At 60.5% G+C, this 24,928-nt stretch carries 18 protein-coding genes and 1 riboswitch; of the genes, 11 read left to right on the top strand and 7 right to left on the bottom strand.

Annotated elements, in window-relative coordinates; genetic code table 11:
• Positions 1-12: 12 nt before the first annotated feature.
• From LVD10_RS07370 to LVD10_RS07360, 3 genes are read left to right on the top strand one after another with little or no spacing between them, the layout of a single operon-like run.
• Positions 13-846, top strand: a complete 834-nt coding sequence (locus LVD10_RS07370) for an ABC transporter substrate-binding protein (protein WP_233006372.1) — start codon at positions 13-15, stop codon at positions 844-846.
• A complete protein-coding gene (locus LVD10_RS07365; RefSeq protein WP_237062753.1) occupies positions 830-1,834 on the top strand; it encodes a FecCD family ABC transporter permease in 1,005 nt (334 codons plus the stop codon). The genes LVD10_RS07370 and LVD10_RS07365 overlap by 17 nt, the downstream gene beginning before the upstream one ends.
• Entirely contained in the window at positions 1,831-2,601 is a 771-nt protein-coding gene (locus LVD10_RS07360; RefSeq protein WP_233006370.1) for an ABC transporter ATP-binding protein, read from the top strand. The genes LVD10_RS07365 and LVD10_RS07360 overlap by 4 nt, the downstream gene beginning before the upstream one ends.
• Before the next feature lie 20 nt (positions 2,602-2,621).
• On the opposite strand, the gene LVD10_RS07355 is transcribed toward LVD10_RS07360, so the two are convergent.
• A complete protein-coding gene (locus tag LVD10_RS07355; protein WP_233006369.1) occupies positions 2,622-2,825 on the bottom strand; it encodes a hypothetical protein in 204 nt (67 codons plus the stop codon).
• A gap of 132 nt (positions 2,826-2,957) precedes the next feature.
• Positions 2,958-3,099, top strand: a riboswitch (cobalamin riboswitch).
• Positions 3,100-3,223: 124 nt separating this feature from the next.
• On the opposite strand from LVD10_RS07355, the gene LVD10_RS07350 reads away from it, so the two are divergent.
• From LVD10_RS07350 to LVD10_RS07340, 3 genes are all read left to right on the top strand, one after another.
• Positions 3,224-5,086: a TonB-dependent receptor plug domain-containing protein gene (locus LVD10_RS07350; RefSeq protein WP_237062751.1), complete on the top strand. Its 1,863-nt coding sequence runs from the start codon at positions 3,224-3,226 to the stop codon at positions 5,084-5,086.
• A gap of 229 nt (positions 5,087-5,315) precedes the next feature.
• Positions 5,316-5,942, top strand: coding sequence for a cob(I)yrinic acid a,c-diamide adenosyltransferase (gene cobO / locus LVD10_RS07345; protein WP_237062749.1), 627 nt, complete (start codon positions 5,316-5,318; stop codon positions 5,940-5,942).
• A gap of 163 nt (positions 5,943-6,105) precedes the next feature.
• Positions 6,106-8,079, top strand: coding sequence for an alpha/beta hydrolase family protein (locus LVD10_RS07340; RefSeq protein WP_237062747.1), 1,974 nt, complete (start codon positions 6,106-6,108; stop codon positions 8,077-8,079).
• A gap of 54 nt (positions 8,080-8,133) precedes the next feature.
• Here LVD10_RS07340 and LVD10_RS07335 read toward each other — a convergent pair whose 3' ends face one another.
• Positions 8,134-10,374 carry a TonB-dependent receptor gene (locus LVD10_RS07335; protein WP_237062745.1) on the bottom strand — a complete coding sequence of 747 codons (2,241 nt, stop codon included), beginning with the start codon at positions 10,372-10,374 and terminating at the stop codon, positions 8,134-8,136.
• A 484-nt stretch (positions 10,375-10,858) separates the two neighbouring features.
• Positions 10,859-11,590 carry an OmpW/AlkL family protein gene (locus LVD10_RS07330; protein ID WP_233006364.1) on the bottom strand — a complete coding sequence of 244 codons (732 nt, stop codon included), beginning with the start codon at positions 11,588-11,590 and terminating at the stop codon, positions 10,859-10,861.
• Positions 11,591-11,739: 149 nt separating this feature from the next.
• On the opposite strand from LVD10_RS07330, the gene LVD10_RS07325 reads away from it, so the two are divergent.
• Entirely contained in the window at positions 11,740-12,444 is a 705-nt protein-coding gene (locus LVD10_RS07325; RefSeq protein WP_233006363.1) for a glutamine amidotransferase-related protein, read from the top strand.
• A 100-nt stretch (positions 12,445-12,544) separates the two neighbouring features.
• On the opposite strand, the gene LVD10_RS07320 is transcribed toward LVD10_RS07325, so the two are convergent.
• A complete protein-coding gene (locus LVD10_RS07320; protein WP_237062737.1) occupies positions 12,545-13,093 on the bottom strand; it encodes a thioredoxin family protein in 549 nt (182 codons plus the stop codon).
• Positions 13,094-13,705: 612 nt separating this feature from the next.
• On the opposite strand from LVD10_RS07320, the gene LVD10_RS07315 reads away from it, so the two are divergent.
• Positions 13,706-16,594, top strand: a complete 2,889-nt coding sequence (locus tag LVD10_RS07315) for a TonB-dependent receptor (protein ID WP_233006361.1) — start codon at positions 13,706-13,708, stop codon at positions 16,592-16,594.
• A 62-nt stretch (positions 16,595-16,656) separates the two neighbouring features.
• Here the strand turns inward: LVD10_RS07315 and LVD10_RS07310 are convergent, their stop codons facing one another.
• Together LVD10_RS07310 and LVD10_RS07305 are read right to left on the bottom strand one after the other, a co-directional pair.
• Positions 16,657-17,640 carry a questin oxidase family protein gene (locus tag LVD10_RS07310; protein ID WP_237062735.1) on the bottom strand — a complete coding sequence of 328 codons (984 nt, stop codon included), beginning with the start codon at positions 17,638-17,640 and terminating at the stop codon, positions 16,657-16,659.
• A 30-nt stretch (positions 17,641-17,670) separates the two neighbouring features.
• Positions 17,671-18,480, bottom strand: coding sequence for an MOSC domain-containing protein (locus tag LVD10_RS07305; protein WP_233006359.1), 810 nt, complete (start codon positions 18,478-18,480; stop codon positions 17,671-17,673).
• Positions 18,481-18,826: 346 nt separating this feature from the next.
• Here LVD10_RS07305 and LVD10_RS07300 point away from each other — a divergent pair, with 346 nt between their 5' ends.
• Both LVD10_RS07300 and LVD10_RS07295 read left to right on the top strand, forming a co-directional pair.
• Positions 18,827-20,410 carry a diguanylate cyclase gene (locus LVD10_RS07300; protein ID WP_237062733.1) on the top strand — a complete coding sequence of 528 codons (1,584 nt, stop codon included), beginning with the start codon at positions 18,827-18,829 and terminating at the stop codon, positions 20,408-20,410.
• 146 nt (positions 20,411-20,556) lie between these two features.
• Positions 20,557-21,771, top strand: coding sequence for a methyltransferase (locus LVD10_RS07295; protein ID WP_237062725.1), 1,215 nt, complete (start codon positions 20,557-20,559; stop codon positions 21,769-21,771).
• A 53-nt stretch (positions 21,772-21,824) separates the two neighbouring features.
• Here LVD10_RS07295 and ettA read toward each other — a convergent pair whose 3' ends face one another.
• Entirely contained in the window at positions 21,825-23,489 is a 1,665-nt protein-coding gene (gene ettA / locus LVD10_RS07290; protein ID WP_233006356.1) for an energy-dependent translational throttle protein EttA, read from the bottom strand.
• A 277-nt stretch (positions 23,490-23,766) separates the two neighbouring features.
• Between ettA and LVD10_RS07285 the strand changes: the two genes are divergently transcribed.
• Positions 23,767-24,909, top strand: coding sequence for an enoyl-CoA hydratase/isomerase family protein (locus LVD10_RS07285; protein WP_233006355.1), 1,143 nt, complete (start codon positions 23,767-23,769; stop codon positions 24,907-24,909).
• Positions 24,910-24,928: the final 19 nt, after the last annotated feature.

The following is a 24,928-nucleotide window of genomic DNA, read 5'->3' as shown; positions in this document are numbered from 1 at the left end:
GCCACAGCAGCGATGCATTTCGTGTCCCGGATACTGCTATTACTGGCCATGGCCCCCGGCGCCCTGGCCCAGGAGAGGATTGCGTCGCTGAACCTGTGCCTGGACCAGTTGCTGCTGGAATGGGTGGCACCGGAGAAGATTGTATCGGTGACCTGGCTTGCCGATAACGACCACTACCGCCGCGCGCCCCTGCCGGTGGGCATTCACCTGAACCGCGGGCGTGCGGAAGAGCTGCTGAAACTGGATCCCGACCTTGTGCTGGCGGGGCAGTACGGCGCCGGCCGCGCGGCGGCACGCCTGCAGGAGCTGGGGGTGCGGGTGGTCAAGGTTCCCGACGCCTACAGACTGGAACAGCTACTGGAGCAGCTGCAGTCATTGCGCTCGGTACTGGGTGATAACCCACAGCTGGACTCTCACTATAAAACGCTGCAGTCGCTGCTTGCAGGGCAACCCCCGGCAGTGGCGACAGAAAAAGCCGGTGGCGATCCGACCGCATTAATCCTGTCGGCGAACAATATTACCTATGGCAGTGGCATGCTGGAGCACCAATTGCTGGAGCGTGCCGGTTTCCGCAACCTGGCCGCCGAACGCGGCGGCGAGCAGTTACAGAAGGTGAGCCTGGAAGAGGTGATTGCCGCACAGCCCGACCTGCTGGTGCTCTATGGCGGTGAGCAGGAGTTCGCCCTGGCCCACCTGGCGACCCGGCACCCGGTCATCCGGCGCTATATCGAGCGCGGCCATGTGTATACCCTGCCGGCGGAACTGGGTTTCTGTCCCGCCCTGGTGGCGGGGGCGACCCTGGAAGAACTCACGGAAAAGAGAGCAGAGTTTGTTAAATCGCAGTAACGCAATACTGGCCCTGATGGTGCTGGCCCTGCCGCTGGCACTGCTCGGTGCCCTGGCCAGTGGCCCGGTGGACATCGACCTGGCTGGCGCCCTTACCGATGGTTGGCATGCGCAGGGCAGTGATGCAGTCATCCTGTGGCAACTGCGCCTGCCCCGGGCATTGCTGGCGGTGCTGGTGGGGGCCGCGCTGGGGATGGGCGGCGCCGCCATGCAGGGTATGTTGCGCAACCCGCTGGCAGAGCCGGCGCTGCTGGGGGTGAGCAGTGGCGCGGCGCTGGCGGCCATCCTGCTACTGTATTACGGCCTCGCCTGGCAGGCCGGCTGGCTGCTGCCGCTGCTGCCGCTGCTGGCGATTGGCGGCGCCTTTCTGGCTGTCGCCTGTGTCTGGCTGCTGGCCGGTCGCGGGGCCAGCGCCAGCCGGCTGGTCCTGGCCGGGGTAGCCATCAACGCCTTCCTGTCCGCACTGATGGCCCTGGCCCTCAACTACGCGCCCAGTATGTTCGCCATGCAGGAAATCGTCTTCTGGCTGCTGGGCTCACTGGCGAACCGGGGCTGGGACCAGCTGCTACTGGCGCTGCCGTTCGTTGTGGTGGGTGCAGCGCTGATGTTCTGCGGGCGCAACTACCTGCGGGCCCTGTCCCTGGGGGAGGCCAGCGCTGCGTCGCTCGGCTTCGGCGGGCGCCGCTATCCGCTGGCGATCCTGCTGGGTATTGCCGCCGCGGTAGGGGCCGCGGTGGCGGTAGCGGGCACGATTGGATTTATCGGCCTGGTGGTGCCGCACCTGGTACGGCCGTTGGTCAACCAGGATCCGGGCCGGCTGCTGTGGGCCAGCGCCCTGGCCGGTGCGCTGCTGTTGTTGCTGGCGGATATCCTGGTGCTCAACTTTATCGGTGCGCAGGAACTGCGCATCGGTGCGGTGACTGCCTTTATCGGCGCACCATTCTTTTTCTGGCTGATCGTGAGCGCGCGGCGGGGGTTGCAGTTATGAGCCGGGGAGCGCTACCAGTCAGCGTGCACCAGCTGGCGGTCGACCGGCATCGCCAGCGTGTGCTCGAAAATCTCAGCTGCCGCTTTCAACCTGGTGAGCTGACTGCGGTGGTGGGCCCCAACGGTGCGGGCAAGAGCAGCCTGTTACAGGTGCTGGCGGGAGTGCTGGCGCCGGCCGCGGGAAGGGTCGAGATCGATGGCAATGACGCGGCGAAAATCCCGGCCGGGGAGCGCGCACAGTTGTGTGCCTATCTGCCCCAGGCCGAGACGCCCGCCTGGAGCCTGGCCGCCCGTGACCTGGTGGCGCTGGGCCTGCTGCCCTGGGGCAAGCCGGCCGACCGCGATAACCGGGTGCACCGGGCGCTGGCCCAGGTGGACGCTGTGGAATTCGCCGACCGCCCGGTAACCCGGCTGTCGGGCGGTGAGCTGCGCCGGGTGCAACTGGCGCGGTTACTGGTGGGCGAGGCGCCCGTACTGATCGCCGATGAGCCCACCGCGGCGCTGGATATCCGCCACCAGTTGCAGTTGATGCAGAACTTTCGCCAGCAGGCGGACAGCGGGCGCACGGTAGTCCTGGCCCTGCACGACCTGGCGCTGGCAGCCCGTTACTGCGACCGCATCCTGCTCCTGGAGGGCGGCCGCCTGCGTGCCACGGGCACCCCGGAGGAGGTCCTCACGCCTGACCTGATCGGCGAGGTGTACGGAGTCAGTTGCGAGTTCCGCTGGCGCGATGGCGTGGCGGATTTTGTGCCGCTGGACCTGCTGTAGGCGGGCGGGTTTCGCCGGGGTTAATCCCGATCGTTGGCTCCACCGGTTCCCGGTGGCTTCCCACCCGATTCCTCCAGCGCCTTCTCCAGCCGGCGCACGCGGTTCCGTGCGGCCTCGACCTCCCGGCGGTACTTGTCGGCGTTGCCCTCGCGAGCATTTTCCCAGCGCGCTTCCGAATCCTGCAATTCCTGCCTTGCCAGTTCCAGCTCCTTGAGCATGCTCATCTGCTCACCTCCGCCAGTCGCATCTACGGGGTTGCTATCGGGTAGTCCCTGTAACGGTAGCACCGGATCGTGACCTGCGGTTCGCCGTGGGGTGCTTCACTGCTATACTGCGGCCCGCTTTGGGTGCCCGGCAGCGTCTTTTCCCTCGGGGGTGGCGCTTGGTCGGGTTAAACGGGAAGTCCGGTGAACTGGTTCCAGTGAGTCCGGCGCTGCCCCCGCAACGGTGAGCCGCTAACGCGGTAAGCCCGATACCGGCCCTCGGCATTCGTAGGATAAAGCGGAGGGCTTTGTCTGGTCTGTGTAAGGCGACCGCTGAAGCCCGCTTCCGGTCCCTGTGGTAAGCACCGATTGCACTCACCCTCCCTCAATCCGTCCTTTTTCGAGATTGGGGAATCACTGTGAACAAAACTCTTCTCCCGGCGGCGCTACTGCCATTGCTGACCGCCACCAGCCAGATTGTGTCCGCCGAAGACAACGGCGAACTGGAACAGGTTTCCGTTACTGCCAGCCGCGTGGAAATACCGCGACGGGAGCTGGGGGTATCGGTGTCGATTGTTACTGCCGCCGATATCGAGCGGTTGGGCTATGCCAGGTTGCTGGATGTCATTCGCACTCTGCCAGGGGTTGCTGTCAGCAATAACGGTGGCGCCGGCAAAGTGAGCAATATCTACCTGCGCGGTGAAAGCAATTATCGCACCCTGGTATTGCTGGACGGTGTCAACATTGCCGATCCCGCGAACACCCAGGTGGCCACCCAGTTCCAGCACCTGCTGGCGGGTGATATCGAGCGAGTGGAAGTCCTGCGTGGCCCCCAGGGCATGATGTATGGCGCCGGGGCCGGTGGTGTGATCAATATCATCACCAAAAAAGCCGATGCCCCGCTGGGTGGGTCCCTGGCAGTAGAGGCGGGACGTTACGGTAGCCGCGATACCAGCGCCAGCCTCTACGGCGAGGGCGAACAATGGGATTACCGGATCAACCTGGGGGTATTCGATACCGATGGTTTCAACAGCCAGGTGGCGGATGCCAGCGGCGAACGGGACGGCTACAGCAATCGCACCGCCAGCGCCCAGCTGGGATACCAGGTCAGCGAGAACCTTGCCCTGCGTGCGCAGGTACGTCACACCGGCACCGAGTCGGCGTTTGACGGCTGCTTCGCCGGTTTTTCCACTTCCAATGACTGTCTCGACGAATACACCCAGGGCAGCTATCGCCTGAGTGCCGACTACCGGGTCTCCGGCATCGGCAACCAGTTGGCGGTGGCACGACAGGAGATCGAGCGGGACAGCCTCGCGGTGGGTGCAAGTACCTTTGCCGTGGATGGTGGTATCGACGAGCTCAACTATGTGGGCAATACGGCGCTTGCCGGCGGTGAGTTGCTCTGGGGTGCGGAGTACGAACAGCAGGAGTTCTCCAGCGCCTTCGATGCCCGGGAACTGGATAGCCTGGGAATCTTCAGTGAATGGCGTGCCGACCTGGGAGGGGTAATCCATTACTCTGTAGGTGTGCGTCGCGACAGCCTGGAGACCGAGGATCACGACAGCTGGCGCAGCTCCCTGGCCTACCCGATCCTGTTGGGTGATGAGGTGGAGGCCAAGCTGCGCGCGAGCTACGGCACCGGTTACCGGGCGCCCAGCCCGTTCGAGCTGGCGTATAACGTGGGCGAGGGCGCAGGGCCGGTGGGGCCGGAGACCAGCCGCGGCTATGAGCTGGCCGCCGAATACCGGCTTGCCGAGAGACTGCACCTGGAGCTGGTTTATTTCGACCAGCAGATCCAGGACGCCATCATCTTTGACTACAGCCTGGGCAATTCCGGTTTCGGTGCCTACGGGCAGGATGACGGTGTAAGCCGGTCCGAGGGCATCGAGTTGGTCATGTCTGGCAAGCTTCTGGATAGCCTGGACTGGTACTTTAACGGAACGCTCCTGGATGCCGAAGACACGAATGGTAGCCAGCGCCTGCAGGTACCGGAGCAGGTCTATAACCTGGGTGGGAATTATCGCCTGCTGGGGGACCGCCTTGCAGTGGGAGCAAACTGGCGCAGGGTCGCAAACCGGCTGAGTCCGAACCCGGATTTTTTCGGTCCAGTGGTCGCCCTGGATGATTACAGCGTGCTGGACCTGAAGGTGTCTTACCGGATTTCCGAGTCCCTGCGGCTGAACCTGCGTGGTGAGAATACCCTCGATGAGGATTACCGCGAGGTGGCCGGCTACAATACGGCCGGGGCGGCGGTTTATGCCGGAGTCGAGATGACACTTTGAGTCTGGTGTAGGAGCGGCTCTGGGCGGGAACGCTATCCCAGCGACGCTGGAGGGGTGTAGGGGCGAACCTTGTGTTCGCCCGGACTGCGATCCGGTTACTACCGGCTGCGCGGGACTGCAGAGTGCGATAATTACCATGTGTCGCGCCGAGTATCCTTTCGGCCGCGACCAGCGGCCGCTCCTACAGCTCTTGAGTTTGCGAGCAATTTTCTAACGCGGAGTTTTGTCCATGACCGATTCGGACACCGGTAAAAAAGCCGAGCGCCATAAGCGGCGTATGCAGCAGCGCAAGGAAATTGTCGATGCGGGTGTTGCAAAGGCGCTGGAAGAGCGCGGGATTGCCATCCTCTACACCGGTGACGGCAAGGGCAAGACCACCGCGGCAATGGGTACGGTCACCCGGGCCCTGGGGTATGGCTACAGGGTAGTGGTGGGGCAGTTTATCAAGGGAGCCTGGGAGTGCGGGGAGAAAAACCTCCTCACGGGACTGCCGGCGGAGCAGTTTCCCCTGCAGTGGTTTGAAATGGGCACCGACTTTACCTGGGAGACCCAGGACTTCGAGGCCGACAAGGCTGCGGCCCTGGCATTGTGGGAAAAACTTTCCGCGGCGCTCGCGGATGAGTCGGTATACCTGGTAGTGCTGGATGAGCTCACTTATGCCCTCAATTACAAGTGGCTCGATCGAGATGCAGTGATCACCGCTATAGAAAACCGCCCGCGTGAGCAGACGGTGATCATTACCGGGCGTGGCGCAAAGCAGTACCTGAAGGGTATTGCCGATACGGTTACCGAGATGCGGGCTGAGAAACATGCATTCGAAAAAGGAGTTGCCGCCCGCAAGGGTATTGAATGGTGATTGCCTAACCTGTCATTGTATTCAAACCTTTTGGCCCTTCTTGAATCGTGCAGAAAATAATGTAGTAAATGGTCGATCAACCGGCTGTATGCCGGTTATCCTCTTTCCCGATTTAGTAAATCCAGCCTAAGTGTTTAGGGATATAACTATAAAGAAATCGGGATTGGGGGTTGATATGAATTCAAGTTGCTTGAAAAGCCTATTTGTTACAGTTTGTCTCATCGTTGCAGTGGGTGTGCGTGCGGCAGACTCTGGAGCATTCAGTGACCTTCCATTGGTTAACCAGGTATCAGTTTCCCCAGATGGAAAGAACCTGCTGGCTGTAGTCAACTCAGAGAACAAGACTCTTGTGGCAACAGCCCCCTACGGTAGTAAAGAGGTGAACTTTCTTGTTGGACTGGAGGAGGGCAAGTTCAGGATTGAGTCCGTAAGCTGGCTCAATAATGAGCGTGTGTTGGCGGCAGTCTCGCAACCAGAGCAACTGCGGGTGGGGGGGCGCAACGTGCGGGCCCGGTTGACCACCCTGTACTCAATCTCAATTGATGGAAAGTCCACAATTGAGCTGAAGAAAAGGGATGTTGCAGAGAGTGATATTGACCTCCTGAGGTTGAATCCATCGGTAGTAAGCCTTTTGCCTGAGGATGACGAGCATATACTCGTCGAGGTTGCCGATCCGCGGGATAATTATTTTTCCTCTGTGTTCAAGGTTAATGTTGAAAACGGGGATTTCGAGAAGTACTTGCCCAATGATCGCCAGATATTTAGCTGGGGAGTAGATCGCAAAGGTGAGGTTCGGCTCGCCATGGGGCGTGACACCAAGAGAGAGTCGCGCGTTAATCATGTCTACTTCCGCAAAAATGCCAAGGAGGACTGGCAGCGCATCGCCAGCTTTGATGCCTATAAAGATGACAGTTTTTATCCATTTTTTTATGAGGATGAAAGTCACACACTCCTGGTGATCAGCAATCGCAAGCTGGGGAAGAGGGCCATCTGGCGTTACGACATAGAAAGTGGGCAGTTTTCCGGTTTGGTCGGGGAGGCACCGGCCACTCTCGATGTGGAGGGTCCTATTTTCTGGAGGGCGGGCGATGCCAATGAATTTATCGGCTTCAGTTACCTGGATAATTTTGTAGAGCATAAATATGTCAGTGCGCAGAAATCCAATATTTCGCAGCAACTGAGGCTCCTGTTCCAGCGGCAGGGGTTGAAGTCCCATATTGTGAGCAGGGATAAGTCCGGCAACCGGATGGTGGTATATGCAATATCGGATCACTCCCCCGGGAAGTATTATCTGTTTGACCGACAGAAAAAGACCCTGGATTTCTGGTTCAGCCAGTTTCCGAAGCTCGAGAACAAGAGCCTAGCGAAAGTTGAGCCTTTCAGTTTCGAGGCCTCTGATGGGATGGAGCTGAACGGGTATCTTACTCGCCCTGGGGGTGTTACCGATGCTCCGCTGGTTGTATTTCCCCATGGTGGCCCGCATGCCCGTGATACCCAGTACTTTGATCCCTGGGTGCAGATGTTTGCAGATCGTGGGTATGCGGTATTACAAGTGAACTTTCGTGGTTCCTCCGGGTTTGGCGATGATTATCTCGTTGCGGGATATAAGCAATGGGGTAAGGCAATGCAGCAGGATGTTATTGATGCTGTAAGCTGGGTAGAGCGGAACAAACTGGCTGATACCGAGAGGGCCTGTATCGTTGGCGCCAGTTACGGCGGGTATGTAGCTCTTACCGCTGGTTTCAAAACGCCGAAAAGGTTCGATTGTGTGGTCAGTTTGGCTGGCGTCAGCGATATTCCCAGCATGATTAATTTTGATTTCGTGCGGGGCTACAACCGTTACTACGAGGAGCAGCTTGCTGATATTCATTCCCCGGAGGAAAGGAAGGATATCGAGAACAATTCACCGGTGAACCATGCCGGCAGTTTCAGTGTCCCGGTATTGTTGGTGCATGGTGGGTTTGATACACGGGTTGATGTTGGCCAGTCGAAAATGATGGCCAAGGCGCTGGAGCGAGAAGATAAGAGGGTGCGTCTGGAAGTGCTTGACCATGGAACCCACCATTTCAATGAATCTGTAAACAGAAAAGCGGCAATGTCGGAAGTTATCGGTTTCCTGGACCAGCACCTCAAATAAAAGCAGGCAGGCCGGCGCCCCCACAGGGGCCCCGGCGCGTGCTTGCATGCTGGCTTACAGTTTCCAGCTGAAGCGCATGCCCGCAGTGCGCGGCTGGCCCCAGACGCCGTATCCCCAGTCGCTGCCGAGGGTATTCTGGTAGGTGAAATACTCCTCGTCCGCCAGGTTGTTCACAAACGCCTGCACACTGTAGCGCTGGGAGGGTGAATACCAGCTGACGCTGGCGTTGGCCAGGCCGTAGGCTTCATGGCGGGAGTAGGGGTCGTTCTCGATCTGCAGGAAGTGGTCATCCTGCCAGGAGTAATCACCCTGGAATACCAGCTCGCCTGATTCTCCCAGGGCCTGGTAGTAACGCGCCACCAGGTTGTAGGTGAAGCCGGGCGCAGAGGGCAGTTCATTGCCGTCCAGCGTATAGCTGTCGCCGGCCACGAAGAATATCTGCTCCGAGTCGAACTCGGTGGACAGCCAGCCGGCGCCGGCGATTACCTCGAAGTTGTCGGTAATCGGCGCGGTCAGTTCGATTTCCGCGCCGGTTCCCCCTACATCCCCCGCGTTGGTAATCACGCTGCCGTCGGCCACCGTCAGGAAAACCTGCGCCTGGTAGTCTTCCACCGTGTAGTGGAACGCTGCCGCGTTGAGTCGGTAGACTTCTGCCAGGGTAGTTTTCAGCCCTACCTCGAAGTTGGTGATCTCCTCGGCGCTCACCGGGCGGGTGGCTTCCAGCGAGGCGTTGTAGCTGCCGGAGAAACCGCCACTCTTGAAACCAGTGGAAAAGCTGGCATAGGCGAGGGTGTCATCACCGGGACGCCAGTCGAGCCCCAGCCTGCCGGTGGTGGCGCTTTCACTCAGGTCGTCCCGCACAGAGAGCGGCTCGTAAAAGCTGGGGCCGGAATCCTGGGCAAACTCCCGTTCCTCTTCGGTATAGCGCAGGCCGCTCACCAGGGTCAGGGTCGGGGCCAGGTCGTATTCCACCTGGCCGAACAGCGCCCAGGATTCGCTGTCGAGGGCGACGATTTCCTGGTGCCAGAGGCCGTCGGCGGTTGTCGGGGCTTCCGTGACCAGGCCACGATCATCCTTGTAGTAGTAAAAGCCGGTAACCCAGGTGGCATTATCGGTGGCGCCATCCAACCGTAATTCCTGGGTATATTGCTCCGCGTCCACGGCATACTGCTCGTCAAACCAGACCACTTCGGTGCCATCGCCGTCATCCTGCAGGAACTTGTCCAGTTCTTCGTAGGCGGTGATGGAGGTCAGGGTAAAGTCCTCGAACTCCCAATCGAGGGTGGCCGACGTACCATAGGTGTCAATCTGGGTGATCAGGCCATTGGCGGCACCGCTGGCCACATGCTCGGGATCAAATTTGCCGTCCACGGCCTCTGCGCCGGTAAACCCGAAGGTATTGCTGGTGCAGCCACCATCCTGGATGCGGGAAATGGAACAGGTCGCGGCATCTTCACTGGCCGCTTCCAGGTAGCCCATATGGGCGAAGCCAACCGAGTTCTGGTCCGCCTCGCTGCCATGGAAATTCAGTAGCAGGCCGCCGCTTTCACCGAGGTCGAAGTCAAGCTGGCCGCGGTAGCCGAAGCTGTCAGTATCGTTCAGCTTGTCACCGGTAACAGTGTTGGTCTGCCAGCCATCATTGGTGGTGCTTTTGAAGGCGAAGCGACCGCGCACGCCGTCGGCCAGCGCGCCGCCAACCGCGCCCTCCAGGATCTGCTCGGAATAGCTGCCGAGGCTGGCGCTGGCGCTAGCGGTAAATTCATCGGTGGGTTTGCGGGATACATAGTGCACAAGCCCGCCGGTGGTGTTGCGGCCATAAAGGGTGCCCTGGGGCCCGCGCAGCACTTCCACGCGCTCCAGGTCGAACAACTGGATAGCAGAGCCGGCAGGATTACCTCGATAGACGTCATCCACATAGATGGATACCGGCGACTCCCAGGAGTCGGAAAAATTCACCAGGCTGATACCGCGCAGGCTGACGGACGGACTGGATGCCTCGCCGAAGATAGCGAAGAAATTCATATTGGGGACCTGCTGGGTAATGTCCAGGCCCTCCTCGAAACCCATTTTCTCGATAGCATCGCCGGAAAACGCGCTGACAGCGACCGAGACATCCTGCATCGACTGTTCACGTTTCTGTGCTGTCACCGTGACTTCTTCGAGCACCGATTGTTGCTGGGCAGTAACCGGCGCGCTGATTGCGAGAGCCAGTAGTGCCGGGAGGAAGTGGCGATGGGAAAGCCCCTGGCGGATAACCGCAGTTCCTGGGCGGTTGATGGTGGTGGCGCGTTGCATATTGCTCTCCTTGTCGTGCGATATTCTTATGCCGTGTTATTTTGAATTTTCGCTCTCACCTTTTTATTGGTTTCTTGTTATTGGCTTTTTGTTCTTGTTTTTATGCCGGCGCCATTACACGCAATTACAGCCACCGGAGTAGCGGGGGCATGCCGAGGCACAGCGGCAAAGTATTGCCGTTGTCGGGCGCAATAGAATCAGAGTTGTCTGTTGTTCTTTTAGTTGAACTGCGTTCGAACTTGGCGCTGGTAAACAACACCTCGAGATAACAGGCAGCACATTGGCGCGGCGCTCCGGGCTGCCGGGGGAAACCAGGCTAAACCGGGCTGGAAATGACTCGATGGCCCGATCTGGTGACAGGTTTATTTCACCTTAACCAGAATAAAGGACTATCGCAAGGCGCCGGGCGGGAATCTGCGGCTGCCATGGATGGTCCTGGCAGTATTATTTTCTTTTCGCGTCCTGAGGATAAATCGTATCTGTATCAGAAACGATATCCGATGCCTACGCTGTATACGAAGGGGTCGATCTCCACTTCCGTTTTAATCCGGGAAACTCCGGTCTCGGTGGGAAAGCGAATCTCCGCGTCGGCGTCGATGTCCAGGTACCACATGGAGGCATTAAACAGCCAGCGGCTTTCAGGGCCAAATTGCACGTCTACACCCAGCTCGCCCGCCAGCCCCCAGGAATCATCGAGCTCAAGTCTCGCATCCCGCGTGGCACCGAGCATGTTGAGGAAATATCCATTGGCGATGCGGGCAACGTCTTCGTCGACAAAAGTGGTGTAGTTGACGCCGAAGCCGACGTAAGGCTGGACCCATGACTCTACACAGACCGGGAACCACTGTACCGTCAGCGTCGGGGGCAGGTGCTTGATGTCACCCAGGGGTACAGTGCCAATCGAGAGCCCATCTGCGTCCGGCAGGCCGCGGACATCCAGGTCGTGTTCAAACGGGGTGGCCAGGAGCAAGCCCAGGCCCCAGTGGTCGGCAAACACCCAGGCGCCGGTAAAGGTGGCGGCATATCCATCATCTACCAGGACGCGGGTGCCCGGCAGGAGGGCGCCATTCAGCCTCAGCTCCTCGGACATGTCATCCGGTATTGTCGCCCCAGCCCCGGCTCGCAGGATGAAATCCCCCTGGCGGTTTTCCGCCAGGACGCTGTTGCCGGCCAGTGCCAGCGCCAGGGCGGAGGTCAGAAGTGCCGTGGATCTCATTTTCGGTTCGCTCCATGAAGACTGCGGTTCCCAAAAGTCAGTCTAGACACTGGGCGCAGGCGCCGAGGGGATGCTGTGGTACAGGACGCCAGACGGGGCTGGGATATGCCATAATCCGCCACCTCAGTAGTCAATTCAGCGGTGAGATAATGAAAATAGGCGTGTTGAAAACCGATGATGTCCGCAAGGAGCTGGTGGGTGAATTTGGTGAATATCCGGAAATGTTTGCCCAGCTGCTGCGGGACCAGGATCCATCCCTGGAGTTTGTGACCTATGAAGTGCAGCACGGTCACTACCCGGATGACGTCGATGAAGTGGACGCTTACCTGATTACCGGCAGCAAGACTGGTGTCTACGAGGACAAGCCCTGGATCCCGCCCCTGATGGAGTTTGTGCGCATGCTGCGGGAACGGGGCAAGCCCACCATCGGCATCTGTTTCGGTCACCAGCTGATCGCCCAGGCCCTGGGGGGCAAGACCCGCAAGTCCGACAAGGGCTGGGGTGTCGGCGTCCATACCTACGAGCTGCAGGAGACACCGAGCTGGATGTCAGAACCGCTCGACCAGTTCAGCCTGCTGGTCAGCCACCAGGACCAGGTGGAAACCCTGCCGCCCGGGGCCCGGATCCTGGCGTCCAGCGACTTCTGCCCCATGGCCATGGTGCAGGTGGATGAGAATATGCTCACCTTCCAGGCCCACCCGGAGTTCACCAAGCCCTATTCCAACAGCCTGATGGAGCTGCGCCGCGAGGCTTTCGGCGGGGATGTGGTGGAAAAGGGGCAGGCTTCCCTGCAGAACGATATCCACGAAAGCACCGTGGCCAAGTGGATGCTGGAGTTCCTGCGCAAGCAGTAATCACCGGTTGATACGGTAGGAGCGGTTGCTGGCTGCGATCACCCAAAGGCGGGTGTATTCGCGGCCATGGGGCGCTCCTACAGGGCAACCGGGGTCCGGTTTACTTCCATTTGATATTGCAGCCGATGGACGGCGTCTGGTCCGCGTCCGGCTGCTCCCCCCGCAGTACCGCATCTGCCGCCGCGCGCAAGTCAGAGCCGTCCACTGGCTCGCCATTGCCCGGTCGACTGCTGTCGAACTGGCCCCGGTACGCCAGCTTGCCATCCCGGTCGAAGAGGAAGAAGTCCGGCGTACATGCTGCGTCGAACGCCCTTGCCACTTCCTGCCCTTCGTCCACCAGGTATGGGAACCGGTAGCCCCTTGCAGCTATTTCCTCGCGCATCTTATCCGGGCTGTCGTCCGGGTGGCTGGCAAAGTCGTTGCTGTTAATGGCGACAATGGCGAGGCCAGCGGGAATATATTGCTCCGCAAATTCTGACAATGCGGCGGCTATATGTTTTACAAAAGGGCAGTGATTGCAGATAAACATCACAAGCAGCGGCTTGCCCGCCATCTTAGCACTCGACAGCATCCCGCCATTGGTATCGGGAAGGGTAAATGCCGGCATCTCGGTGCCGAGCGGAATCATGCTTGATGGGGTAAGAGCCATGTGCGGTCCTGCAATCAGCTGGTTAAGGAATCATTCTCCATACAGGTTACTGTTCCGGGGGCCGGTGTAAAAGGTGGAGTGCATGCGTCCCTGTCATAACCGGGCTGGTTGATTTTTATTCGTTACCGGCGGGCGGGCATATTTCTTTTGCCCTGTGATCATGCTGCCCTGTCCTGTTGAGGTTCTCCAGGGAGTTCTCGGGCACCGGCCTGAAAGTCGGTCCGCAATGATACAAAGCGGCAGCCTGTTTAATTTGTGAGCTTTTTGAGAGTTTTGATCACCCGTTAAATCAAAACTTTGCTGACTAAGCTGAATATGAGCCCCTTAGTGTAAAGCCTGACCCTTATGGGATAGGTTTATCGATAATATGCCGTTTTTGAATTTATCCTGCTCTCTTTTGCTTTCGGTTAGGAGCTGATGTTCCAGGGGTAGTGCCAATATGGATGCATCTGGCATAAAAATATTTTCGTTTTGTGACTTTTTTACAAAAAAAGTTGAGTAAAACTGTTCCTCGCTCGTCTTGGTACTTGTGTTGGGAAAGTGATCGCTGGGGGGCGATCACGTTCAATAAATACAACTCACACAACAACTTCCTATAAGAGAGGGGTCAATATGAGCTCAAATAACAAGCTCAGAATGCACCTGGCCAAGAGCGTCCTGGCTCTGGCGATCGGTGCTACCACTGTCGCCAGCCCGACAGTATTTGCCGACGACACCACCGGCACCATTCGCGGTTCCGTGGTGGGTGTCGAGAATGCCAAGACTATCAAGCTGACTGATACCGCTCGTGGTATCACCAAGGAAATCAGTGTCGATGCCGACGGCGAGTTCCGCTTTGGCAGCCTGACTCCGGGCAAATACCAGCTGCAGGTATTCAATGACGGCGGTGTCGTTGATACGCAGACTGTTGTCGTTAGCCTTGGCGGCACGGCTACCATCGTCCTAGGCTCCGGCGCTGAGCTGGAGCAGGTTGTCGTTAACGGTGAGCGTATCTCCCAGGTAGACGTGGGTATCGCAGAATCCGGCATGGTAATTTCTGCCGAGGAACTGAACGAAATCCCCGTAGCCCGCGACCTGACCTCTGTTACCCTGCTGGCCCCGAGCGTAACGCGCGGTGACCAGACCTTTGGTAATCATGCCAGCTTTGCCGGTGCGTCAGTTGCGGAGAACGTGAGCTACATCAACGGCCTCAACACCACCAACTTCCGTAACGGTCTGGGCTTTTCTGAAGTTCCGTTTGAATTCTACGACAGCATCCAGGTCAAGACCGGCGGTTACTCCGCCAAGTTCGGCCGCTCCACCGGTGGTGTCATGAATGCCACCTCCAAGAGTGGTACCAACGAATTCAAGTTCGGTTCCAACTTCTACTACGATACCGAGGTCGAAACGGCACCGAATACTTACGCCGCCGATAACGACAAGGACGAATACTCGGAGACCAATGCCGATATCTATGCCTCCGGCCCGATCATCGAAGATCGCCTGTTCTTCTACGCGCTCTACAGCAACAAGAGCGAGGAGCAGGAATATTACGGCATGCTCAGCGGCCGTGGTTACAAGGCCGAGCAGGACACCGATTTCTGGGGCGTAAAACTGGATGGCTACATCAGTGAAAACCACCGTGTTGAACTGACCGCTTTCAGTGACGAGCGCGAGACCATCGAAGGCTCCTACGAGTACGACTCTGCCACTGAAACTGTTGGCAACTACCTGGGTGATACCCTGTACGAGCGCGGTGGTATGAACTGGATTGCCACCTACACCGGTAACCTGACTGACACTGTCACCCTGGCCGTGTCCTACGGTGAAAACGAGGCAAACCGCACTACCGCTCCTGCCACTGCCGATATCCCGGTGGTGTACGAGTACAACGGTGGCTTTATCGCTCGCGGTGACTGGACCAACTTCACCGTTGAAACCGGTGAAGATACACGCGAAATGCTGCGTGTTGACCTTTCCTGGGACCTGAATGACCACTTCCTGGAAGTGGGCCTCGACCAGGAAAACAACACCTCTACCAGTGCGACTGTGAACTCTGGTGGCGTCTACTGGCTGCTGGATCCGAACAACACTTACAACGAGTGCTCCCTGGCTGAGTGTCCCTCCGGCGCGAACGTTCGTGAGCGTATCTATAACGTAGGTGGTGAGTTCGACGTAGAGTCCTCAGCGTTCTACATCCAGGACACCTGGCAGGCAACCGACCAGCTCTCCCTGCAGCTGGGTCTGCGTAACGAGACCTTCAAGAACAACAACGGTGCCGGTGACGCGTTCATCGAGATCGACAACCAGTGGGCACCGCGCCTGTCAGCGGTATTCGACCCGACCGGTGCCGGCAACCAGAAGATCTTTGCCAACTGGGGTATGTACTACCTGCCGATCGCCTCGAATACCAATATTCGGATGGCCGGTAACGAGACCTATATCCAGAACTACTACGACTGGGACGGCGAGTGCCTGAACGCCGACTTTACCCCGTGTAACGTCGGTGGCCAGTTCGACCAGGACCTGTTTGGTGACGGCACTGTGCCGGATACCCGCAGCCTGGTGGATACCAACATTGAGCCCATGTACCAGTCTGAGTTCATCCTCGGTTACGAATACGTAATGGAGAATGGCATGGAGCTGGGTGTCAAGGGTATGTACCGCAACCTGGAGACCTCCATCGAGGACGTGGCGATCGATGCTGCCGTTATCGATTACTACAACACCGAGGGCAACTGGACTGCAGACGGTACTGTTGAAGATGCCTTCACTGGTTTCCACCAGTACGTACTCACCAACCCGGGTAACGATATGCGTATCTACATCCCGGAGACCGATGAGTTCGTGAACCTTTCCGCGGACCAGCTGGGTTACCCGGAGGCCAAGCGTCAGTACGGTGCGCTGGAATTCACTTTCCGTCGTCCGTTCGATGGTCGCTGGATGGTTGATGCGTCCTATACCTGGGGCCACAGCTGGGGTAACAACGAAGGTTACGTGCGTTCGGACAACGGCCAGGACGATGCCGGCCTGACCACTAACTTCGACCAGCCGGGACTGCTGGATGGTGGTTACGGCAACCTGCCGAACGATCGCCGCCACACCCTGAAGGCATTTGGTACTTACCAGTTCGACATGGGCCTGCGCCTGGGTGGTAACTTCATGTGGCAGACCGGTCGTCCGAAGAACTGCTTCGGCGTTCACCCGACCGACGTGTTTGCCCAGGCCTACGGTGCTGAATCCTTCTACTGCCAGGGTGAGCTTCAGCCGCGCGGTAGCCAGGGTCGCACTGACACCTACTGGAACCTGGACCTGAATGCCCAGTACCCGGTGCAGTTCGCCAACAACCAGGAGCTGATGCTGTCTTTCGACGTGTTTAACGTGTTCGGCAACGACGCTGTCAGCGAAGTGGTTGAGACTGGTGACACCGACGGCGGTCTCGTCGATGAGTTCTACGGTGAGCCGGTTTACTACCAGGCACCTCGTGCCGTTCGCCTTGGCGTTCGCTACGAGTTCAACTAAGTCTTAAACGGCTTTTGTTGGAAAATCCCCGCCGTTCGGCGGGGATTTTTTTATTCCGGCTACTACTCGAATAACGACGACGCGACATGCCGGTAGGCGGCGTTTTCGTAAAACTCGAACTCCTGCTGACAGCTGTAGCTCAATTTGATGATGTGATCATCATCACTGCGGCATGCTTTCTCCCTTATCTCTTGCCACGCCTTCACTTGCTCCACTGCGTCACCGCGTGCCCCCGCTGACACGATTGGTTCTGGCCCGGTGCTGAGATAGGCAATGACCAGCCCCTCCCAGAAATACCGCATGGCAACCTCCCGATCGGGACAATAGGGCAATATCAGCCGCAGGGCATGACATCCCGTCACGCCGTGCAGAAGGGTAAAGCTTCCCGTGCCGGCATAGGCCTTGAGGGCGATTGCGGCGATATCCTCCAGTCCCAGCTGCCGCGGCTGGATCGGGGTGTCCATCCAGCCATCCTGGCCCATGACCGCATGCATGTGGTCACTGATATTGCCCGGGGCTACCTCTACCTGCGGATAGCGCTGGCTGACATCCGCAATCACCTCGGCCGCCGCCAGGTCTGTGCGTTCACCAGAGGACTCCAGTGGGTAATACTCCAGATTCCAGTACGCGAGACCCATCGCGACCTCCTCCAGGTGCCTCGCGTCGATACCGTAAGCAGTGCGAATCAGGCCGTGGAAAGCGGCGGTCGCTATGGAGGGAAGCAGCGGCGGCAGCTCGCGTCGCAGGCAGTCCGCGATTCCGTGTTGCTCCAGCTGTTGTTCGTAGTACTGCAGCGCGCTAGGGAATAACTCCTCACTGTGCCGGCAGGTGGTGATATCGCTGACAGGCTTCACCGGGCTCGCCGGCCTGAGTTGCAGGTGGGGGGTGGAACGGTCGAATGCATATTGGAGCTGCTCGCGGGTAGCACCCATCTGGTCCAGCGCGATCAGCACCATTGGCAGGTGGTTTGCCAGCCTGTCGCCATAATGGACATGGAAACGACTCGCCGATTCCAGCAGTTCCGTACAGTATCGCGTGATGGCCATCGGATCCCTCCTGCCTGCAGGTGTGGCCCGCTAGATTGCTTCCACCCTGTCGCCCAAGTTTATGGTGCCGGTAGCAGTCGCTCCACTAATTGGCGCCAGGTTCACGCCGAAATAGACCTGCCCATCCTCCCCGCGCCGATACCGGGCAAGGGTCCGCAGGGGTTCCCGGCGCACTTCACCGGTCAGTGGGTCGAGTCCGGGAATTGCACAGCGGGCACAGGGGTGGGTGCACTCGAACGCGGCGGGCCCGTCACGGGTATGCACGATCATGCGTGTCCACTGGTCCTCGGCGAAGGGTTCGCAATCGCTCACTACCAGGTTGGGCCTGAAGTTGAGCATGGAGACCGGCTCTGCGAGACGTGCGTTGAGGTCGTCCAGGGACGCCTGGCTGATCACCAGCAGCGGCGCTGCATCGGCGAAGCCCACCTGCCGGTCTGCCCGCGGCGCTGCCAGTGGGCGGTGGAATTCCGCGCCCATCGCCACCAGTCGCACGCTTGTTTGTAATCGCTCACTCAACCAATGGGCGGCCATATCCCCGGCGTCCCGTGCCAGGACCGCGTCATCCCAGACCGTGACACGGAGCACGGGCGCAGACTCGCCTGGTTGCGTGATCTCAATCTCATCCCCGTCCCGATGCTGTATCCGCACGCCGGTGGGTGTGACGGTGGCCCGCAGCTGTGCCATATGGCGGATTCGCCGCTGGGTCACAAACCGGTTTTCGGCATCCACCAGCATCCAGCGCCGGTCATCGACAGCGCCGTAGCGATCGAGGGACAGGCTGTCGGTAATGTGTCCCTGCAGGGACTTCACGGGGAACAGGTAGAGCGAGTCAATCTTCATCGAGGTCACCGGTGCGGCGGAAAAGGTGAACTGCTGATACTAACAGCTCGCCATCGGCCTGTTGGCAGGATTTCCACGGCAGGGTGGAGGCAGACAGGGCGAATCACTGTGATAACATCCTGAAGTGTCAGGGGTAACAGTGGCCATTGGAAAGGCCGCCGGCTAGAGGACAATCTATCCCTTGCGCCCCGTACAACAAGATCCGCTAACAAGAACAAGACGGGAAGGCAGGATGCGAGTTGCCGCGGTACTTTCGGGGGTACTTTTACTCTGCGTGGGCCTGGTTGTCCGGGGAGAGTCATTATCCATAGAGCCGGGCCAGGAACCCCGGTCGCTGGTTCCCGCCATGCGTCTCCTGGAAGACCCGGACCACTCCCTGACTTTCGACCTGTTACAGTCGCCGGACGGCCAGGCCCGACTGCAACCCTGGGGAGAAAAATCCGCCAACTTTGGCTATAGCCGCTCCGCTTACTGGGTGGCATTCACCCTGGTTAACCCCAGCGACCAGTCCCTGCCCCTGCTAATCCGGCAGGACTATCCACTGATTGACCACCTGGATTTCTGGGCCCCGCGCGAGGATGGCAGCTGGCAGCATATCGCCACCGGCGACCGGCTCCCATTTGCCAGCCGCCCACTGGAGCTGCGGAACTTTGTATTTCCGGTAACCCTCCCGCCCAATACCGAGCGCACTTTCTACCTGCGCTATGCCACCCAGGGATCAATGAATATCGGCCTGGAGGTCAGCAGCGAGAGGGCGTTTATCCCGCACCTTACCCTGGACCAGTTCCTGCTCGGGGTTTACTACGGTGGATTTCTGGTGCTGGTGATCTACAACCTGTTTCTCTTCCTGGCAGTGCGCGACCGGGCCTATATCTATTACATGGGCTACGCGCTCAGTTACGGCCTCTACTTCGGGGTGCTGAACGGTGTGGCTTTCCAGTTTTTCTGGCCCGGGAATCCCTGGCTGGCGAATGAGAGCCTGGTGGTGCTGCTGGGTATTGTGCTGGTCTGTGCTACCCAGTTCGCCCGCTCAATCTGCTCCGGCCGGCAACTGGCACCGCGACTGGACCGGCTGGCGCGCCTGCTGCTGGTGGTGACGATTCCGCTGACGATCGTGTCACCCTTTGCCGGCTACCGGCTGATGGTCACCCTTTTTACGGTGCTGATCCTGCTGGCGAGCTTCCTGTTGCTGGCCATGGGCGCCGTCAGCTTGCTGCGGGGATCCATCCCCGCACGCTATTTTATGGTGGGCTGGAGCACCCTGCTGGCCAGTGTGATTGTCTACGTGCTGAAGACGTTCGGCTGGCTGCCCCACAACGCCATCACCCACAACGCATTCCAGGTGGCCGCCCTGGTCGAGATGGTGTTGCTGTCACTGGCGCTGGGTGCGCGGGTGCGCGAGATCCGGCGGCGCGGATACACCGACGAGCTTTCGGGGCTCAGTAACCGGCGCTATTTCGAGGAAATGCTGCCCCGGGAATTCGAACTGGCCCGGCGCACCGGTGCACCGCTCTCGTTGCTGTTTATGGATCTTGATCACTTCAAGGCCATCAACGATCGCTACGGGCACGCCCGTGGTGATGAGGCGATCCGTGCGATCGGCGAACTGATCGAGCAGGAGACACGCCGGCCGATGGTGGCCTGTCGTTATGGTGGCGAAGAGTTTGCGCTGCTGTTGCCGGATACCCGCGGCGAGCAGGCGCAGGTACTGGCCGAGCGCCTGCTGCGACGGGTGCGGGAGCTGGACCTGTTCGAGCTGCCCCTCACCATCAGTATCGGCGTGGCGAGTTTCGAGCGCGGCAACCTGGGTGCACCGGTGCAGCTGCTAGAGGCGGCGGATGCGGCGCTTTACCGGGCCAAACAGGGGGGGCGTGACCGCACAGCGGCGAGCGCGGCCCCGGTTGCGTTTGCAGAAGCTGAGACCTCCTGAAATCGCACTTTCGCCGGTAGGGCCGGCCAGGCGATACTGCCGGGTTCCCGCCCGCCGGCCTGGCCGGAAACTGCGGTCCTTTGGTGTGCCGGCCCGTCCCGGTAAACTGTGAAGGGGTTTCAGCGGTTTACGAAACGGAGCTTGGCATGGGCAGTGAGAGGCGGGACAGCGAGCGGTCGAACCTGCGCCAGTGGTTTTGCCAGCTCGACCAGCTGCTCGCCGGCGCTGCCCGGTGGTGGCAATTCCGGCCCTTCCATCACCGCCAGTGGCGCTGGCTCGATACCCATCCCGAACTCTGTCAGGCCCTGGATTCGCTGGAAGACGACGTTCTCCGGCAGCTGGAGGCGGATATGGTCGAGGCTGCCGACTGGCTCTCCCCCTGGCTGGCCGAAGCGCCGCCGCTGCTGGCACTGAGCCGCCTGCCCCGGCTGGAGGCCCGCGTGCTGGCGCCACCGGAGCGACTGGACCACGGGGTACCCGGGCGCAAGTGGCAGCAGATCCTGGCTTTTGCCGGATGCCTGCCGGAGTCGCAGGATCCGGTCCTGGAATGGTGCGCCGGTAAGGGCCACCTGGGCCGGGTGCTGGCCACCTGCGATGGGCGGCCGGTGACCAGCCTCGAGTGGCAGGCGCGTCTCTGCGACGAGGGTACCCAACTGGCGCAACGCAGTGGCGCGCCCATGCGCTTTGTGCATTGCGATGCGTTCGCGCCGGAAGCGGCGCAGTGGGTGACCGGCGCCGATGCGGTGGCCCTGCACGCCTGCGGCGACCTGCATACCACCCTGATGCGGCACTGGGCCCACGGCGGCGGGCGGCACCTGAGCCTGTCACCCTGCTGCTATCACCTGTTGCGCGGTGAGGCGTTCCTGCCGCTCTCCGAAACTGCCAGGGTGGCCCAGGTGCGGCTCAGTCGCGACGACCTGCACCTGCCCCTGCAGGAAACGGTTACAGCGGGTGCCGGCGTGCGCCGCCTGCGCCAGCGCGAACTGCACTGGCGGATGGCGTTTGACGAGCTTCAGCGTGAGCTCCGCGGTGTCGACGAATACCTGGCGGTACCGAATATACGCAAGGGTTTACTGACCGGACGCTTTGCCGATTTTGCCCGCTGGGCGGCGGAGCGCCGGCAGCTGTCGTTGCCGGCAGATATCGACGAGGAGCACTGGTTGGCGCTGGGCCTGCAGCGGCGGCATCGCGTGCGGCGCATGGAGCTGGTGGCCCATGTTTTCCGCCGGCCGCTGGAGTTGTGGCTGGTGCTGGACCGGGCGCTGTACCTGGAAGAGCAGGGCGCACGGGTGGAGATCGGGGAATTCTGCGATCGCGAAATCACGCCACGCAATATCCTGGTCCGGGCAACTCGCCCATAAAAAAGGCGGCCATGGTGGCCGCCTTTTTTGTCTCTCGCTTCAGGACCTGCCGATCAGGTCTTCAGCTTCTTGTACTGCATCCGGTGCGGGGTGGCATCCTCACCCTTACGCTCCACGAAGTCCTCGTGGTATTCGGTGTAGTTGCCCTCGAAGAACACCACATCGCTCTCGCCCTCGTAGGCCAGGATATGGGTCGCCACCCGGTCCAGGAACCAGCGGTCGTGCGAGATTACCAGGGCGCAGCCGGGGAAGTTCAGCAGGGCCTCTTCCAGTGCGCGCAGGGTCTCGATGTCCAGGTCGTTGGACGGTTCGTCCAGCAGCAGCACGTTGGCGCCCTGCTTGAGGGTGTAGGCCAGGTGCAGCCGGCCGCGCTCACCACCGGACAGTTCGCCCACGCGTTTCTGCTGGTCGCTGCCCTTGAAATTGAAGCGCCCGACGTAGTTGCGGGAGCCCACTTCGTAGTTGCCGATCTTCAGCATGTCGTGGCCGTCGGAGATGGCTTCCCACACGGTCTTGTTGTCGTCCAGGTTCTCGCGGCCCTGCTCGACGTAGGCCACCTGCACGGTCTCGCCGACCTTGATCTCACCGGAGTCCGGTTTCTCGCTGCCGGTGATCATGCGGAACAGGGTCGACTTACCGGCGCCGTTACCGCCGACGATACCCACGATGGCACCTTTCGGCACACGGAAGGACAGGTCGTCGATCAACAGGCGGTCGCCGAAACCCTTGCTTACGTGCTCGAACTCAATCACGTTGTCGCCCAGGCGCTCACCCGGCGGAATGTAGATCTCGTTGGTCTCGTTGCGGGCCTGGAAGTCCTGCGACTGCATTTCTTCCAGCCGCGACAGGCGGGCCTTGTTCTTGGACTGGCGGCCCTTGGGGTTCTGGCGCGCCCACTCCAGCTCCTTTTTCATTGCCTTCTGGCGGGCCTGCTCGCCGCGCTGCTCCTGCTCCAGGCGCTTTTCCTTCTGCTCCAGCCAGGTGGTGTAGTTGCCCTCCCAGGGGATACCGTGGCCGCGGTCCAGTTCCAGGATCCAGCCGGCGACATTGTCGAGGAAGTAGCGGTCGTGGGTGATGGCCACCACGGTGCCATCGAAGTCGTGCAGGAAGCGCTCCAGCCAGTAGACACTCTCGGCGTCCAGGTGGTTGGTGGGCTCGTCCAGCAGCAGCATGTCGGGGCGCGACAGCAGCAGGCGGCACAGGGCCACGCGGCGCTTCTCACCACCGGACAGCAGGTTTACGTCGGCGTCCCAGGGCGGCAGGCGCAGGGCGTCGGCGGCCACTTCCAGGCGGTGCTCCAGGTTGTGGGCATCCCAGGCCTGGATCACGTCCTCGTACTGTTGCTGCTTCTTGGCCAGAGCATCGAAGTCGGCGTCCGGCTCGGCGTAGTCGGCGTAGACCTGCTCCAGGCCGGCGAGGGCGTCGATGGCCTCGCGTACACCGTCTTCCACATTGCCGCGCACGGTCTTGGCCGGGTCCAGCTGGGGCTCCTGCGGCAGGTAGCCCACCTTGATGCCCGGCATGGCCCGGGCCTCGCCGTTATAGTCCTGGTCCACGCCGGCCATGATGCGCAGCAGGGTGGATTTACCGGCGCCGTTCAGGCCCAGCACGCCAATCTTGGCGCCGGGGAAGAAAGACAGGGAGATATCCTTGAGGATTTCGCGTTTGGGCGGCACTACCTTGCCCACCCGGTTCATTGTGTAGACGTATTCAGCCATTGATAGAGGGCTTCCCGTAATCGGTTGCAGGATCGGTCAGAAATTGCGCGCAACTTATCAGTTTGCCGGAAAAGTGCAACCGGCCCGCGGGCCGGCCGGGCTTGATACCGCGGGCCTGGCCGATAATGTGGCATCCACAGGCAGCGGCCGGACCTGTAGGGGCGGACCTTGTGTCCGCCTGTTCGACCAGGCGCCGTTGCTCCCGGCGGTCATTTGGGCACCCGGCTGACCCGCCCGTCGATCTGTGGTTAACTGCGGCGAACATGAATAGCACTAGATGAGAGCAGTCGAGATGGAGCGAGAAGCCAGCAGCGATTCCCCGGTCACCTTCCGGCGCCACGGCGCCCTGGCGCAGGCGACCCTGAACCTGCCAAAGGCGCTGAACGCGCTCAACCTGGAAATGATCGATCTGTTGTCGGCCCAGCTGGATGCCTGGGCCGAGGACGACAGCGTGGCCTGCGTGTGGATCGATGGCAGCGGCGACAAGGCATTCTGCGCCGGTGGCGATGTGATCGCGCTCTACCGGGAGTCGGCCAGCTACGCGGAGGCCGCGGCGGGGGAGGGCAGTACCGAGTTCACCTCAAAGTTTTTCTCGCATGAATACCGGCTCGACTATCGCATCCATACCTACGAGAAACCGATTGTGGTCTGGGGTGGCGGTTACGTGATGGGTGGCGGAATCGGTGTCATGGCCGGCGCCAGTCACCGGGTGGTCACCCCGTCGACGCGCCTGGCCATGCCGGAAGTGACCATCGGCCTGTTCCCGGATGTGGGCAGCAGCTGGTTCCTCAACCGGATGCCCGGGCGGCTGGGGTTGTTCCTGGGCCTGACCGGGGCGCAGTTCAACGGTAGCGACGCACTCTTCGCCGGCATGGCGGACCGGATGCTGGCTGACGATGCGCGTGAGCGGGCACTGGAAGCGGTGGCCGGGCTGGATTTCACCGGCTCCGGCAAGCCCTTCCACCAGCTGGTGAGTGATTGCCTGAAAGGCCTGCAGCTGCCCCATGAAGAGCAGCCGGCATCCCCACTGCGCGAGCACTTCGACATCATCCAGCAGCTCACCGATTTCGCCACCCTGCCGGAGGTGTGGCACTCCATTACCGGTTATGGCGGGGATGATCCCTGGCTGCAGAAAGCAGCGAAGACACTCGCCGCCGGCTCACCGATGACGCCCTGGGTGGTCTGGGAGCAGCTGCAGCGTGCCCGGCACCTGTCGCTGGCGGATGTGTTCCGCATGGAGCTGGCGCTGGCGGTCAACCTCTGCAACAGCGGTCACCTGCGCGAGGGCGTGCGTGCGCTGCTGGTAGACAAGGACCGCAACCCGCAGTGGCAGCCGGCCGGCCTGGAGGAGGTGCCGCTGGGCGAGGTCCTGGGCTGCTTCCGCGATCCCTGGCCGGTACACCCGCTGCGGGATCTTTGAGGCCCCGCACCGGACAGCC

This window comes from Microbulbifer zhoushanensis (assembly GCF_021729055.1).
GTDB classification, from domain to species: domain Bacteria; phylum Pseudomonadota; class Gammaproteobacteria; order Pseudomonadales; family Cellvibrionaceae; genus Microbulbifer; species Microbulbifer zhoushanensis.
The sequence above is the reverse complement of the archived record's forward strand: the minus strand, read 5'-3'. Positions and strand labels throughout refer to the sequence as shown.

Bases quoted from the DNA above. Each gene is read 5' to 3' on its own strand.
- LVD10_RS07370 (WP_233006372.1), top strand. From the start codon at position 13: ATGCATTTCGTGTCCCGGATACTGCTATTACTGGCCATGGCCCCCGGC.
- LVD10_RS07360 (WP_233006370.1), top strand. From the start codon at position 1,831: ATGAGCCGGGGAGCGCTACCAGTCAGCGTGCACCAGCTGGCGGTCGAC.
- LVD10_RS07355 (WP_233006369.1), bottom strand. From the start codon at position 2,825: ATGAGCATGCTCAAGGAGCTGGAACTGGCAAGGCAGGAATTGCAGGAT.
- cobO (WP_237062749.1), top strand. From the start codon at position 5,316: ATGACCGATTCGGACACCGGTAAAAAAGCCGAGCGCCATAAGCGGCGT.
- LVD10_RS07335 (WP_237062745.1), bottom strand. From the start codon at position 10,374: ATGCAACGCGCCACCACCATCAACCGCCCAGGAACTGCGGTTATCCGC.
- LVD10_RS07330 (WP_233006364.1), bottom strand. From the start codon at position 11,590: ATGAGATCCACGGCACTTCTGACCTCCGCCCTGGCGCTGGCACTGGCC.
- LVD10_RS07325 (WP_233006363.1), top strand. From the start codon at position 11,740: ATGAAAATAGGCGTGTTGAAAACCGATGATGTCCGCAAGGAGCTGGTG.
- LVD10_RS07320 (WP_237062737.1), bottom strand. From the start codon at position 13,093: ATGGCTCTTACCCCATCAAGCATGATTCCGCTCGGCACCGAGATGCCG.
- LVD10_RS07315 (WP_233006361.1), top strand. From the start codon at position 13,706: ATGAGCTCAAATAACAAGCTCAGAATGCACCTGGCCAAGAGCGTCCTG.
- LVD10_RS07310 (WP_237062735.1), bottom strand. From the start codon at position 17,640: ATGGCCATCACGCGATACTGTACGGAACTGCTGGAATCGGCGAGTCGT.
- LVD10_RS07305 (WP_233006359.1), bottom strand. From the start codon at position 18,480: ATGAAGATTGACTCGCTCTACCTGTTCCCCGTGAAGTCCCTGCAGGGA.
- LVD10_RS07300 (WP_237062733.1), top strand. From the start codon at position 18,827: ATGCGTCTCCTGGAAGACCCGGACCACTCCCTGACTTTCGACCTGTTA.
- LVD10_RS07295 (WP_237062725.1), top strand. From the start codon at position 20,557: ATGGGCAGTGAGAGGCGGGACAGCGAGCGGTCGAACCTGCGCCAGTGG.
- ettA (WP_233006356.1), bottom strand. From the start codon at position 23,489: ATGGCTGAATACGTCTACACAATGAACCGGGTGGGCAAGGTAGTGCCG.
- LVD10_RS07285 (WP_233006355.1), top strand. From the start codon at position 23,767: ATGAGAGCAGTCGAGATGGAGCGAGAAGCCAGCAGCGATTCCCCGGTC.